This is a genomic window from Microbacterium sp. zg-B96, assembly GCF_030246865.1.
Taxonomy (GTDB): domain Bacteria; phylum Actinomycetota; class Actinomycetes; order Actinomycetales; family Microbacteriaceae; genus Microbacterium.
Genome location: NZ_CP126738.1, coordinates 1,281,600 through 1,295,582 on the forward strand (window position 1 = coordinate 1,281,600; position 13,983 = coordinate 1,295,582).

13 protein-coding genes are annotated in these 13,983 nt (G+C 69.0%); 11 read left to right on the forward strand and 2 right to left on the reverse strand.

Translation table 11 applies throughout. The annotated features are described in order from the left end of the window. Nucleotide 1: 1 nt before the first annotated feature. The 3 genes from QNO11_RS05825 (at nucleotide 2) to QNO11_RS05835 (ending at nucleotide 2,320) form a co-directional block, all read left to right on the forward strand. The gene (locus tag QNO11_RS05825) at nucleotides 2-922 is read left to right on the forward strand and encodes an RluA family pseudouridine synthase (protein ID WP_257510025.1); all 921 of its coding nucleotides are present in this window, start codon (nucleotides 2-4) and stop codon (nucleotides 920-922) included. Nucleotides 923-1,030: 108 nt separating this feature from the next. Then, on the forward strand, nucleotides 1,031-1,600 hold the full coding sequence (locus QNO11_RS05830; protein ID WP_257510024.1) for a GNAT family N-acetyltransferase: 570 nt from the start codon (nucleotides 1,031-1,033) through the stop codon (nucleotides 1,598-1,600). A gap of 51 nt (nucleotides 1,601-1,651) precedes the next feature. Continuing rightward, a complete protein-coding gene (locus tag QNO11_RS05835; RefSeq protein ID WP_257510023.1) occupies nucleotides 1,652-2,320 on the forward strand; it encodes a hypothetical protein in 669 nt (222 codons plus the stop codon). Here the strand turns inward: QNO11_RS05835 and QNO11_RS05840 are convergent. Next, a complete protein-coding gene (locus QNO11_RS05840; RefSeq protein WP_257510022.1) occupies nucleotides 2,317-2,790 on the reverse strand; it encodes an NUDIX hydrolase in 474 nt (157 codons plus the stop codon). The genes QNO11_RS05835 and QNO11_RS05840 overlap by 4 nt on opposite strands. A gap of 117 nt (nucleotides 2,791-2,907) precedes the next feature. On the opposite strand from QNO11_RS05840, the gene dnaE reads away from it, so the two are divergent. Genes dnaE through QNO11_RS05865 form a run of 5 tightly spaced genes read left to right on the forward strand, consistent with a single transcriptional unit; the run spans nucleotide 2,908 to nucleotide 10,436 of the window. After that, on the forward strand, nucleotides 2,908-6,378 hold the full coding sequence (gene dnaE / locus QNO11_RS05845; protein WP_374113825.1) for a DNA polymerase III subunit alpha: 3,471 nt from the start codon (nucleotides 2,908-2,910) through the stop codon (nucleotides 6,376-6,378). Nucleotides 6,379-6,429: 51 nt separating this feature from the next. Further along, nucleotides 6,430-7,536, forward strand: coding sequence for a hypothetical protein (locus QNO11_RS05850; RefSeq protein ID WP_257510020.1), 1,107 nt, complete (start codon nucleotides 6,430-6,432; stop codon nucleotides 7,534-7,536). Between the two features lie 58 nt (nucleotides 7,537-7,594). Then, nucleotides 7,595-8,896 carry a histidinol dehydrogenase gene (gene hisD, locus QNO11_RS05855; protein ID WP_257510019.1) on the forward strand — a complete coding sequence of 434 codons (1,302 nt, stop codon included), beginning with the start codon at nucleotides 7,595-7,597 and terminating at the stop codon, nucleotides 8,894-8,896. A gap of 13 nt (nucleotides 8,897-8,909) precedes the next feature. Then, nucleotides 8,910-9,377, forward strand: coding sequence for a transcriptional regulator NrdR (nrdR, locus tag QNO11_RS05860; protein WP_257510018.1), 468 nt, complete (start codon nucleotides 8,910-8,912; stop codon nucleotides 9,375-9,377). 33 nt (nucleotides 9,378-9,410) lie between these two features. Further along, a complete protein-coding gene (locus QNO11_RS05865) occupies nucleotides 9,411-10,436 on the forward strand; it encodes a quinone-dependent dihydroorotate dehydrogenase (protein ID WP_257510017.1) in 1,026 nt (341 codons plus the stop codon). 24 nt (nucleotides 10,437-10,460) lie between these two features. Here the strand turns inward: QNO11_RS05865 and QNO11_RS05870 are convergent, their stop codons facing one another. Continuing rightward, nucleotides 10,461-11,036 (reverse strand): DUF3043 domain-containing protein, encoded by a 576-nt coding sequence (locus QNO11_RS05870; protein WP_257510016.1) that lies wholly within the window; start codon nucleotides 11,034-11,036, stop codon nucleotides 10,461-10,463. A 51-nt stretch (nucleotides 11,037-11,087) separates the two neighbouring features. Between QNO11_RS05870 and QNO11_RS05875 the strand changes: the two genes are divergently transcribed. From QNO11_RS05875 to ctaC, 3 genes are all read left to right on the forward strand, one after another. Continuing rightward, nucleotides 11,088-12,482, forward strand: coding sequence for a dipeptidase (locus QNO11_RS05875; RefSeq protein WP_257510015.1), 1,395 nt, complete (start codon nucleotides 11,088-11,090; stop codon nucleotides 12,480-12,482). Nucleotides 12,483-12,561: 79 nt separating this feature from the next. After that, nucleotides 12,562-12,927 carry an iron-sulfur cluster insertion protein ErpA gene (gene erpA, locus QNO11_RS05880; RefSeq protein WP_257510014.1) on the forward strand — a complete coding sequence of 122 codons (366 nt, stop codon included), beginning with the start codon at nucleotides 12,562-12,564 and terminating at the stop codon, nucleotides 12,925-12,927. 159 nt (nucleotides 12,928-13,086) lie between these two features. Beyond that, complete coding sequence (gene ctaC, locus QNO11_RS05885) at nucleotides 13,087-13,983, forward strand: aa3-type cytochrome oxidase subunit II (RefSeq protein WP_257510013.1); 897 nt, start codon at nucleotides 13,087-13,089, stop codon at nucleotides 13,981-13,983.

Consider the following 13,983-nt stretch of genomic DNA (forward strand, 5'->3'; position numbering starts at 1 on the left):
CGTGGACAATCGCAGCCTTCCCGTCCCCGACGGGCTCGATGGAGTGCGGGTGGATGCCGCCCTCGCGAAGCTCCTCGGCTTCTCTCGCACGTTCGCGGCGGAAGTCGCCGAAGCCGGCGGCGTCGTGCTCGACGGGCGCACGCTCGGCAAATCAGACAAACTCCGTGCCGGGGGCTGGGTCGAGGTCTCCTGGGCCGAGAAGGAGCCGCCGCGCATCGTGCCGGTGGCAGTCCCGGACCTGGGCATCGTCTACGACGACGACGACATCGTCGTGGTCGACAAGCCCGTCGGCGTCGCCGCCCACCCCTCGGTGGGGTGGGAGGGGCCGACGGTGCTGGGCGCGCTGGCAGCGGCGGGGTTCCGCGTCGCCACGACCGGCGCGGCCGAGCGGCAGGGCGTCGTGCACCGCCTCGACGTCGGCACCAGCGGCCTCATGGTCGTCGCCAAGACCGAAAGCGCGTACACCGCGCTGAAGCGTGCTTTCAAGCAGCGCGAGGTGGAGAAGATCTACCACGCCGTCGTGCAGGGCCACCCCGACCCGCTGTCAGGCACCATCGATGCGCCGATCGGTCGGCATCCTTCACATTCGTGGAAGTTCGCCGTCATCTCCGACGGCAAGGACTCCGTCACCCACTACGAGACGATCGAAGCTTTCCCCGGTGCGTCGCTGCTGGAGATCCACCTGGAGACCGGACGGACGCACCAGATCCGCGTGCACATGGCCGCCCACCGGCATCCCTGCGTCGGAGATCCGCTGTACGGCGCGGACCCCACGCTGTCCGCACGCCTGGGACTCACGCGGCAGTGGCTGCACGCGCGTGAGCTGTCGTTCACGCACCCCGCCACGACCGATTGGGTCACCTTCACCTCGCCGTATCCGGCGGACCTGCAGCACGCGCTCGACGTGCTGCGCGGCGACTGACCCCGGCATCTCCCCGCTACAGGAGAACTCACCGCAACAGGCTGCTTCCCGCTGGATCGTCCTGCGTAGGGGATTCCTCCTGTCTGCGGGAGGGGGCAGGATGCCGTCATGGTCATCGAGGTGCGCCCGGCCACGGTCTTCGCCGACGTCGCGACGATCGTCGGTCCGAAGAATCCGGCGTCGAACGTCTGCTTCTGCCTGAGCTACCGGGTCCCTTCGCGCGAGAACGTCGCGTTGCGCGGACCGCAGCGCGCCGCGCGGGTACGCGAACTGTGCGCCGAGAACCCGCCGCCGGGGGTGCTCGCCTACGACGGCGATGAGCCGGTGGGGTGGGCGGCGGTCTACCCGCGCGCCGGGACGTCCTTCGCCCGCAACGGCAGGATCCCGCACCTCGACGACGTCGACGTGTGGTCGCTGTGGTGCTTCCGGGTACGCCCGGGGCACCGCAAACAGGGCGTCATGCACGCCCTCATCGATGGCGCCGTGGCCTACGCGCGCGACCGAGGTGCCCCCGCGATCGAGGGGTATCCGCTGGACAACCACGGCGAGAAGATCGACCTGACCATGGCGTACGTCGGCACCCGCGCGCTGTTCGAGCGGGCCGGCTTCCGCAAGGCCGCCGACACCGACGCAATCGCGGGCGGCTTCCCGCGCGTACTGATGCGGCTCGATCTCTAGCGGCACACCGGCTGCGCGTCCCGGCCCGTCGCATCCCGTAGCGTCAGATCCATGACCGCCGATCGCGACGTCGTCCTGCACCGCTGGCTGCACACCGACCGCGGCGCCATGCGCACCGCCGCCATCACGGTGTCGTTCACGGTGGCCCTGGTGGCCTTCGCCGCCACCCTGCCGCTGTGGGTCCGCGACGAGCCGATCGTCATGGGCGGCGCGGTGTACTACAACGGCACCGGGTCGAGTTTCCGCTGGGAGTTCGCGGCGGCGGATGCGTGGTGGATCGCCGGCCTCGTCCTCGCCGTGCCGGTGCTGTTCACTGTGATCGGCGCGCTCCGCGCGCGGCGGCGCCTGGTGCGCGCGGAGCGCGACATCCCGTGGACCGCGGACCTCTCGACCATCGGCGGGGCGCTGACCGAGGCGCAGCGCCGCGCGCAGGTGCGCAGTCGCCAGGCGGACCTCGCGGCGCGGCAGCAGCGGTTCATCGAGCAGAACCGGTCGCGCATTTCGCTGTGGAGCCTGTTCGGGGGCCCGCTGGCCTACTTCGTGGGCGGCTGGTTCCTCATCGGGCTCACCCTCGACGTCACCGGTGCGACGGCCACACCGCTGGGCGCATGGCTCTCGCCGCGCTCCTGGTTCCTGCTGCTGCTGCTCATGATCCCGTGGTCCGCAGTCCTGACGCTCTCGGACCGCCGCCGCGCGCGGGCGGAGCGCAGCGCCGCCTAGCGACCGCCGCGGAAGGTCGCCGGGTCGTCCTCGGCCATCGCGAGAGCGATCTTGCGCACGTGCTGCGGCGTGACGTCGGTCAACTCGCCGAGGCCGTAGAAACCGACCTCGGTCAGTTCGCCGTCCGCGGGGTGCGGCTCGCCCGACACCCATTCACAGCGGAACACCAGGTCGAGGTAATCGGCCTGATCGCCATTGGCGTACGTGATCCGCGGCACCTGCTCCACGAGCGCCAGGCGGGTGGCCTTGACCACGACGCCCGCCTCCTCGAGACACTCCCGCACGGCGGCGTCGGCCGGCTCTTCGCCGGGGTCGACGATGCCTGACACCGACTGCCACGAGCCGTTGTCGGCCCGCTTTCCCAGAAGCACCTTCTCGTCCTTGAAGACGATCGCGGTGACCCCGATGAGGGGGAGGGGATCGTGTCCGATGCGCTCGCGCAACGACAGGACGAACTCGGGGGTGGGCATGGCCTCCAGCCTAGGCGGCGCGCCCGCGACCAGGCCGACGATGTCGGGAGCCCTCGTAGACTGGAGCCCGTGGCATCCGACTCCTTCGCTCATCTTCACGTCCACAGCGAGTACTCGATGCTCGACGGTGCCGCCCGGATCGGCGCGATGGTGCAGGAGGCGGCTCGCCTGGAGATGCCGGCGATCGCCGTCACCGACCACGGCAACACCTTCGCCGCGTACGAGTTCTACAAGACCGCGAAGGATGCCGGCATCAAGCCGATCATCGGCATCGAGGCCTACGTCACGCCCGGCACGCACCGCAGCGACAAGTCGCGGGTGCGCTGGGGCACGCCCGACCAGAACAGCGACGACGTCTCCGGTTCCGGCGCCTACACCCACATGACCCTGCTGTCGGAGACGACCGAGGGCATGCACAACCTGTTCCGGCTGTCGAGCAAGGCCTCCATCGAGGGCTACTACTTCAAGCCGCGCATGGACCGGGAACTGCTGCAGACGTATTCCAAGGGACTCATCGCCACCACCGGCTGCCCCTCCGGCGAAGTGCAGACCCGGCTGCGGCTCGGTCAGTACGACGCCGCCCGCGCCGCCGCCGCCGAATTCCAGGACATCTTCGGCAAGGAGAACTACTTCGCCGAGATCATGGACCACGGGCTGTCCATCGAACGCCGGGTCATGACCGACCTGCACCGGCTCGCGAAGGACCTCAGCATTCCGCTGCTGGCCACCAACGACCTGCACTACACCCACCAGCACGACGCCACCAGCCACGCGGCGCTGCTGTGCGTGCAGTCCGGGTCGACGCTGGACGACCCCAACCGGTTCAAGTTCGACGGCGACGGGTACTACGTCAAGTCGCCGGCCGAGATGCGGCAGATCTTCCGCGACCACGAGATCGCGTGCGACAACACCCTCCTCATCGCGGAGCGGTGCGAGGTCGAGTTCAACACGTCGGCCAACTACATGCCGCGTTACCCGGTCCCCGACGGCGAGACCGAGCAGAGCTGGTTCGTCAAAGAGGTCGAGAACGGCCTGCAGGTCCGCTACCCGGCCGGCATTCCCGACGCCGTGCGCAAGCAGGCGGAGTACGAGACCGGCGTCATCCTGCAGATGGGCTTCCCCGGCTACTTCCTCGTCGTCGCCGACTTCATCAACTGGGCCAAGCGCCACGGCATCCGCGTCGGCCCCGGCCGTGGCTCCGGTGCCGGCTCCATGGCCGCATACGCGATGGGTATCACCGACCTCGACCCGCTGCAGCACGGCCTCATCTTCGAGCGGTTCCTCAACCCCGACCGCGTCTCCATGCCCGACTTCGACGTCGACTTCGACGATCGTCGCCGCGGCGAGGTGATCCAGTACGTCACCGAGAAGTACGGCGACGCGCGCGTCGCGCAGATCGTCACCTACGGCACGATCAAGGCGAAGCAGGCGCTGAAGGATGCCGGCCGGGTGCTGGGTTTCCCCTTCAGCATGGGCGAGAAGCTCACCAAGGCCATGCCGCCCGCCGTCATGGGCAAGGACATGCCGCTGGGCGGGATGTTCGACCCCAAGCACCCCCGCTACAAAGAGGCATCCGAGTTCCGCACGGTCATCGAGAGCGACCCCGAGGCCAAGACGGTGTTCGACACCGCGGTGGGGCTCGAGAACCTCAAGCGCCAGTGGGGCGTGCACGCGGCCGGCGTCATCATGTCCAGCGAACCGCTGATCGACATCATCCCGATCATGAAGCGCGAGCAGGACGGCCAGATCGTCACGCAGTTCGACTACCCGGCGTGCGAAGCGCTGGGGCTGATCAAGATGGACTTCCTGGGGCTGCGCAACCTCACGATCATCGACGACGCCCTCGACAACATCCTGGCCAACCGTGGTGAGAAGGTCGTGCTCGAAGACCTCACCCTCGATGACCAGCCCGCCTACGACCTGCTCGCACGCGGCGACACGCTGGGCGTGTTCCAGCTCGACGGCGGGCCGATGCGGTCGCTCCTGCGCCTGCTCAAGCCTGACAACTTCGAAGACATCTCCGCCGTCATCGCGCTGTACCGGCCGGGCCCGATGGGGGCGAACTCCCACACCAACTACGCCCTGCGCAAGAACGGGATGCAGGAGATCACTCCCATCCATCCCGAACTGGAAGAGCCGCTCGCCGAGATCCTCAGCACCAGCTACGGCCTGATCATCTATCAGGAGCAGGTCATGGCGATCGCGCAGCGGGTCGCCGGGTTCAGCCTCGGACAGGCCGACATCCTGCGCCGCGCGATGGGCAAGAAGAAGAAGTCCGAGCTGGACAAGCAGTACGCGGGCTTCCAGGCGGGCATGCACGCCAACGGATTCTCGGATGCCGCGGTGCAGAAGCTGTGGGAGATCCTGCTGCCCTTCTCGGACTACGCGTTCAACAAGGCCCACTCCGCCGCCTACGGCATGGTGTCGTACTGGACGGCGTATCTGAAGGCGCACTACCCGGCCGAGTACATGGCCGCGCTGCTGACCAGCGTCGGCGACGCCAAGGACAAGCTCGCCGTCTACCTCAACGAATGCCGCCGCATGGGCATCCGGGTGCTGCCGCCGGACGTGGGGGAGTCGATCCGCTACTTCGCCGCCGTCGGCGACGACATCCGGTTCGGCCTGGGGGCGGTGCGCAACGTCGGCACGAACGTGGTCGACGGGATCGTGGCGGCTCGCGCCGACGACAGCTTCGTCAGCTTCCACGACTTCCTCACCAAAGTGCCGATGCACGTGGCGAACAAGCGCACCGTCGAATCGCTCATCAAAGCCGGGGCGTTCGACTCGCTCGGCTCCACGCGCCGGGCGCTCATGGAGATCCATGAGGATGCCACCGAAGCCGCCGTCGAGACCAAGCGCAAGGCCGCGACCGGCGCCATCGGCTTCGACTTCGACAGCCTGTACGACGAGACCGAAGACATCATGCCGGCGAAGGTGCCCGACCGGCCGGAGTGGACCAAGAAGGACAAGCTGGCCTTCGAGCGCGAGATGCTGGGGCTCTACGTCTCCGACCACCCGCTGGCGGGACTGGAGATCCCGCTGGCCAAGCACGCCTCGATGTCGATCCACGACCTGCTCTCCAGCGAGGACGTGCAGGACGGCGACCAGGTCACCATCGCCGGGCTGGTCACGAGCGTGCAGCACCGCGTGGCCAAGCAGAGCGGCAACCCGTACGGCATGATCACCGTCGAGGACTTCAACGGTGAAGTGACCGTCATGTTCATGGGGAAGACCTACACAGAGTTCCAGTCGATGCTCGTGGCCGACTCGATCCTCGTCGTCCGTGGCCGGGTGTCCCGCCGCGACGACGGGCTCAACCTGCACGGGCAGACCGCGTTCTCACCCGATCTCGGAACGACCGACGCGGCGGGTCCGCTGACCCTCACGATGCCCGAACACCGGGCGACCGAGAGCCTCATCGGCGAACTCGCGCGGGTTCTCACCCGGCATCGCGGTGACACTGAAGTGACGCTGAAGGTGCACAAGGGCGGGACGTCGAAGGTGTTCGACGTGCCGATGCACGTGCAGGTCACCGCCGACCTCTACGGCGAACTGAAGGGGCTGCTCGGTCCCCACTGCCTTGGCTGAGCCGGGTACCATCGGATGACGCGCCTCGGCGCGACGGCGAAGGGGAACAACGTGACCGACGAGCGGCTCGACGAAAACACAGTGAACACGGCGGGTGTCCGGCCCGAAGCAGCGGATGCCACGGCTTCGGCCGAGCCGGCCGGCGACGCGGCACCCCCGCAGTACGGCGTCGGACCGTTCTCGGTGCGTGAAGTAGCGCTCATCGCGGTGTGGGTCGTTGCATTCGTCGTGTCGTTCTTCTCGCTCTACACCGACATCGGCATCGGACAGACGCTGGGTTTGGGCGCTTCGGTGTGGAGCGCGGGACTGGACTGGATCCTCACCATCGGCGTGCCGACGGTGGCGGTGTTCCTCGTGGTGCTGCGCCGTTTCTCGCCCGACGGCATCCGCCGGGTCGGCTCGCTCGCGATCGACCAGTTCGCCTCGGTGGCCTTCTCGGTCTCGGCTGTGGTGTGGCTGACGGCGCTGTGGACCAACGTCGTCCGCGGCATCCAGCACGGTGTCTGGGTGAGCAGCTGGGTCGTGTGGGTGGAGTTCTTCCTCATGCTCGCCGGCGTCGTGCTCACGGTGTTCGCACCCCTCATCCCGACGCTGGCTGAAGACTTCCAGCACCGCCGCGAGGTCGTGGCGCACCGCAACGCCCGCCCGCTGCGTCCCGTGACTGCCCGCCCCGCCCCCGAGCGTCCCGCTCCCGCGCCCGCAGCGGCCCCCACCCCGGAGGGATCGTACGGCGCTGCCCCCTACGGAGCGACCCCCTACGCCCAGGCTCCCGTTGCCGAGCCGGCCTACGGTGAGACGCCCTACGCCGAGAGCGCCTACGGCGAGAACCCCGACGTGGAGCGTTCCTACGATGACCGCCCGTTCGCCGAGACCGTCGAGGTCGAGCCGATCGAGCCGACCGAAGCCGAGACCACCGACGTCGAGCCGATCGAGCAGACGGATGCCGAGACCACCGCCGCCCCGGTGGCGAGCCAGGCGTTCTGGGCGCTCGTGCCGGTGGAGCGCGACGTCGTCGACGAGTACGGTGTGCCGCTGTTCCGCGTGGGCCCGGAGGCGTGGACCCTCGTCATCGAGGACCGCAACGAGATCTTCGTCGTGCGTCACGAAGACGGTCGGGTCGGTTACCTGCACGACGTGACCGGCATCACCCGCGGCTGACCCGGATCGGCCGCCCGCCGCGCGCGGGCGGCCGATCGGCGGGCGGTAATCTGGACTGATGCTCCGCACCATCGATCTCCGCGGCCGCGCCCTCACGGCGGCCGAGCTTCTGGCATCCGTCCCGCGCGCCCAAGCCGCACGCGCCGAGGCGCTGGCCACGGCCGCGCAACTCGTGCAGGACGTCGCCGCCCACGGCGAGGACGCGCTGCGCGACCAGGCCACCCGCTTCGACGGTGCGACCGGTCACGCCATCCGCGTTCCCGACGCTCACCTTGACGAGGCCCTCGCTGGGCTCGACCCGACGGTGCGGGCCGCCCTCGAAGAGGTGATCCGGCGGGTGCGCAAGGCCTCCGCCGCGCAGGTCCCGCCCCCGGCCGTGGTGGAACTGGCCCCGGGTGCCCGCATCGAGCAGCGCTGGCGTCCGGTGCGCCGCGCCGGCGTCTACGTGCCCGGCGGCAAGGCCGCCTACCCGTCCAGCGTCGTGATGAACGTCGTCCCGGCGCAGGTCGCCGGCGTCACCGAGGTGGCCCTGGCGTCCCCGCCGCAGCGCGACCACGACGGCCGAGTGCACCCGGTGATCCTTGCCGCGGCGCGGCTGGTCGGGGTGACCGAGGTGTACGCGATGGGCGGCGCCGGCGCGATCGGTGCCTTCGCCTACGGCGTGCCGTCGCTGGAACTGACCCCCGTCGACATCGTCACCGGACCCGGCAACAACTTCGTCGCCGCCGCCAAGCGCGCCGTCGCCGGCACCGTGGGCACCGACTCGGAGGCCGGCGCGACCGAGATCCTCATTGTCGCGGACGATACCGCAGACCCGGTGCTCGTCGCCGCGGACCTCATCAGCCAGGCCGAGCACGACGAACAGGCATCCGCCGTACTGGTCACCACCTCGACGGCACTGGCCGACGCCGTGGGCGCCGCGGTCGCCGACCGCGCCGCGCGCACCCTGCACTCCGACCGCATCGCACAGGCCCTTTCGGGGCCGCAGTCGGCCATCGTGCTCGTCGACGACATCGCCGCGGCCACCGCGTTCAGCAACGCGTACGCGCCCGAGCACCTCGAGCTGCACCTGGCAGGTCCCCGCGTGGACGATTTCGTCAACGCCGGCGCGGTGTTCGTGGGCGCGTCATCGCCGGTGAGCCTCGGGGACTACCTTGCCGGCAGCAACCACGTGCTCCCCACCGGCGGGCAGGCGCGGTATGCCTCGGGTCTGTCGGCGTCGACGTTCCTGCGGCCGCAGCAGATCATCGCCTACGACCACGATGCGCTGGCCGCCGTGGCCGACGACATCGTCGCGCTCGCGAACGCCGAAGTGCTCCCCGCGCACGGCGAAGCGGTCACCGCCCGCTTCGGGCGCTAGTCTTGCGGGTGCCATGCACTGTCCCTTCTGCCGTCATCCCGATTCCCGCGTCGTCGACTCGCGCACCAGCGACGACGGCCTGAGCATCCGCCGTCGCCGGCAGTGCCCGAAGTGCGGCGGCCGGTTCTCGACGATCGAGACCGCGAGCCTCAACGTCATCAAGCGATCCGGCGTCATCGAGCCGTTCAGCCGCGAGAAGGTCATGTCGGGGGTACGCAAAGCCTGTCAGGGGCGCCCGGTGACCGAGGGCGACCTCGCCGTCCTCGCGCAGTCGGTCGAGGAGTCGATCCGGCAGACCGGGTCCTCACAGATCGACACGAACGACATCGGGCTGGCGATTCTCGGCCCGCTGCGCCACCTCGACGAGGTGGCCTACCTGCGCTTCGCGAGTGTGTACCAGGCGTTCGACTCGCTGGACGACTTCGACGCCGCGATCGCACAGCTGCGCGCCGATCACGCCGCAGCAGCCCGATCCGACTGAGCTCCCCGCGGGCGCGGGCCTAGGCTGGATGCGATGTATCCGTTCCTGTTTCGCACCGTCCTCACCCGCATGGACCCCGAGACGGCCCACCATGCGGCCATGCTCGTGATCCGCGCCCTCGGCGCCCGTCCGTTCGCCGCGCTCGTGCGCCGCTTCACCCGGCCTGCGCCGCAACTGCGTACCCAGGCGCTGGGGCTGACGTTCGACTCGCCGTTCGGCGTCGCCGCCGGATTCGACAAGGACGTGATCGGGGCCACCGGTCTGTGGGCGCTCGGCTTCGGCCACGTGGAGGTGGGAACGCTCACCGCGATCTCGCAGGAGGGCAACCCCCGACCGCGGCTGTTCCGGCTCGTGCCCGACCGCGCCGTGGTCAACCGCATGGGCTTCAACAACCGCGGTGCCGAGGCGGCCGCCGCGCGCCTGCGAGAGCTGCGCCGCCGGCCCCAGCGGCCGGTGCTGGGCGTGAACATCGGCAAGAGCCGTGTCGTCGACGTCGCCGATGCCACCGCCGATTACGTCACCAGCACCCGGCTGCTGGCGCCGCTGGCCGACTACCTCGTGGTCAACGTGTCCTCACCGAACACGCCGGGGCTGCGCGGACTGCAGGCCGTGGAGACGCTGCGCCCGCTGCTGGACGCCGTGCACCAGGCCGCCGGTGCGACGCCGCTGCTGGTGAAGATCGCCCCGGACCTGCCCGACGACGAGATCGAGGCCATCGCACGCCTCGCCGTCGACGCCGGCCTGGCGGGCATCGTCGCCACCAACACGACCATCTCGCGCGAGGGCCTCGTGACGGATGCCGCCGTCGTCGCGGCCGCCGGTGACGGTGGACTGTCCGGCGCTCCGCTGAAGGCCCGGTCGCTGCAGGTGCTACGCGTCCTGCGCAACGTCGTCCCCGCGCAGTTCTGCGTCATCTCGGTCGGGGGAGTGGAGACCGCCGCGGACGTCCGCGAACGCCTCGATGCCGGCGCCGATCTGGTGCAGGGCTACACCGGGTTCCTGTACCGCGGCCCGCTGTGGGCGCGGCAGATCAACCGCGGGCTGGCCGCAGCGCGCTGACCCCCGCGCTGAGGCGGCGGGCCCTTACGCGATCTTGGTGCCGCGCTTGACCTGGGCCTTGGGCAGGCGCATGAAGCGCATCTGGATGGTGCGCATCGCCGCGTACCAGCCGAGGCCCTTCTCGCGACGGTCGCCGAAGCGCACCTTCGCCGCCTGCTTCACGCGGATCGAGGTGAGGATCATGTCGCCGATGACGAACAGGATGAAGATCCACAGGCCGACGAACGACCAGTAGGTGATCGCGGGGATCGGAACGAAAGTCAGGATGATGACGAACAGCATCATCGGCATGACGATCTCGCCCAGGTGCCACCCGGCGTCGACGAAGTCGCGCGCGAACTTGCGCTGCGGGCCCTTGTCGCGGGCCGGCAGGTAACGCTCATCACCGTTGGCCATGCCGATGCGGGCCTTCTCGCGTGCGGTGGCCAGTTCGGCCTTCGCGCGGGCACGGGCTTCCTTGGTGTCGGCCACCAAGGGACGCTTGCGGGCGGCTTCGCGCTCCGAGCGGGACGGGGTCGGACGGCCCTTGCGCTGCCCCACCTGCTCGGTGGACGTCTCGGTGGACGCGTCCTTCGGCGCGGGAGCGGGGGTGTGTGCCACGGCTGGATCCTCTGAATAGCAGAAAAAGGGGTTGAGCCTAAGATTACCCGCATGACCTCCGAGCTGTCCCGCCCCCAGGCGGTGCGCGCTGCTGCCGCAGCCGCCGTCCCCGCCGCACTCGCCGACCTGGGAACGCTGGTGCGCATCCCCTCTATCGCGTTTCCCGGTTTCGACCCGGCCCAGGTGCTGCGCAGCGCCGAGGCGGTCAAACAGCTCGCCGAAGGTCTCGGCATCTTCGACCGGGTCGAGATCCGGGATGCCGCGATCCCCGGCACCGACGAGCGCGGCATGCCCGCGGTGCTCGCCACACGTGCTGCGCGCAACGGCCGACCCACGATCCTGCTGTACGCCCACCACGACGTGCAGCCGGTCGGGGATGAAGCGCTGTGGGATTCCCCGCCGTTCGAGCCGACGGTGCGCGGCGGCCGCGTGTACGGCCGTGGTGCCGCCGATGACAAGGCCGGTGTAATGGCGCACATCGGCGCGCTGCGCGCACTGACCGAGGCGCTCGGAGCGGACTTCGACCTGGGGGTGGCGCTGTTCATCGAGGGGGAGGAAGAGGCCGGCTCCCGCTCGTTCGCGCAGTTCTTGCACGACAACGCCGACGCGTTGCGCGCCGATGTGATCGTCGTCGCCGACTCCGGCAACTGGGATGCCACCACTCCCGCCGTGACGGTGTCGCTGCGAGGCAACGCCCGGTTCACCCTCACCGTGCGCACCCTCGAGCACGCGTCGCACTCCGGCATGTTCGGCGGTGCGGTGCCCGACGCGATGATGGCCACCATCAAACTGCTGTCGACCCTCTGGGGCGACGACGGCGCCGTTGCGGTGGCCGGGCTCACGCAGCGCGATGCGCAGACCCCGGAGTACCGCGAGGAGACCCTCCGCGACGAGGCAGGCCTGCCCGCCGAGGTCTCGCCGGTCGGCTCGGGCACCATCCTCAGCCGCATCTGGAACAAGCCCTCGCTGACGGTCACCGGCATCGACGCGCCCACCGTCGCGAACGCGTCGAACACGCTCAGCCCCGAGGTGTCGGTGGTCATCAGCGCCCGTGTCGCCCCCGGACAGTCGGCGCGCGAGGCCTACGAGGCGATCGAGGCCCACCTGCGCTCACACGCGCCGTTCGGCGCGCAACTGACCTTCACCGACGTCGACTGCGGCGACGGGTTCCTCGTCGACACGGCAGGCTGGGCCGTCGCCGAGGCGCGCGCCGCGCTGGCGGACGGCTACGGCGTGACGCCGGTGGACATCGGGGTCGGTGGCTCGATCCCGTTCATCTCCGACCTCGTCGCCGAGTTCCCGGCAGCTCAGATCCTGGTGACCGGTGTGGAGGACCCGCACGCCCGCGCCCACAGCCCGAACGAGTCGCTGCATCTGGAGACATTCCGCAACGCGCTCGTCTCCGAGGCGCTCCTGCTGGAGCGGCTCGACGCCAGGACGGTGTGATTTCGAGCCGCACCCAGGCGGCGCGGGTAGAATCGTGGCATCCAGCCGCCCGCCGGCGGCCCGAACACCGGGAGAGTCTATGACCGACACCGCACTGCCCGTCACCGAGGCCGTTCGCGACCACGGGGTGGCGCTCACCGACGCGGCCGCCGCCAAGGTCAAGAACCTGCTCGAACAGGAGGGCCGCGACGATCTGCGACTGCGCGTCGCGGTGCAGCCCGGCGGATGCTCGGGCCTGATCTACCAGTTGTACTTCGACGAGCGTTTCCTCGACGGCGACAAGACCGTCGACTTCGACGGCGTCGAGGTGATCATCGACGACATGAGCGTTCCGTACCTCGACGGCGCGATGATCGACTTCAAGGACACGATCTCCGAACAGGGCTTCACGATCGACAATCCCAATGCTGCAGGCAGCTGCGCGTGCGGGGACAGCTTCCACTGATCTGAAGGTTTCGCGGCGTCTCGTCCGGCGGTTCCCTGGCTGATCAGCCAGGGAAAACCGCCGGACGATGCGTTTTCAAACCTGAATAGATGGCCTGAATGCGGTGTGACGTTGCCCTAGACTGGCCGATGTCATATCCGCGTCCCGGAAAGGTCCACCGTGCGATCGAAACGCCGCCTCCGCTGGGCAATCATCCCTCTGGGGATCGCCACGGCAGTCTCCCTTGCCGCATGCACCCCGACGGAATTGAACGGCTTCCTTCCCGGCTTCGTGGAGGACGGTACCCCGACCACCAACCGGACCGAAATGGTCTCGGGGTTGTGGGTCAACTCATGGATCGTGCTGCTGGCCGTCGGTGTCATCACGTGGGGCCTGATGGGCTGGGCTGCCATCGCCTACCGTCGTCGCCGCGGCCAGACCGGCCTGCCGGTGCAGATGCGCTACAACATGCCGATCGAGATCTTCTACACGGTCGTGCCGCTGATCCTCGTGGTGGGGTTCTTCGCCTTCACCGCACGTGACCAGTCCATCCTCGAGACGCAGTACGACGACCCCGACGTTTCCATCACCGCCATCGGCAAGCAGTGGTCGTGGGACTTCCAGTACAACGACCAAGACGGTGACGCGGACGACGCCGTCTGGACGATGGGTGTCCAGGCCGAGGCCGCAGCCAACGGCGACGTGAACCAGGAAGAACTCCCCACGCTGGTGCTCCCTGTCGACCAGACGGTGAAGATCCACCTGCAGTCGCGCGACGTCATCCACTCCTTCTGGATCATCGACTTCCTCTACAAGAAGGACATGTACATCGGGCAGGACAACTACTGGTCCTTCACGCCCACCCGCGAAGGCACGTACGCCGGCAAGTGCGCCGAGCTGTGCGGCGAATACCACTCGATGATGCTCTTCAACGTTGAGGTCGTCAGCGAAGCCGAATACGAGGAATACCTCGTCTCCCTGCGTGAAGCCGGGCAGACGGGTGACATCAACGACGCATACGACCGACTGCAGAATTTGCCGGGTACGGGGACCAGCGAGTCCCAGGGAGACCACTGA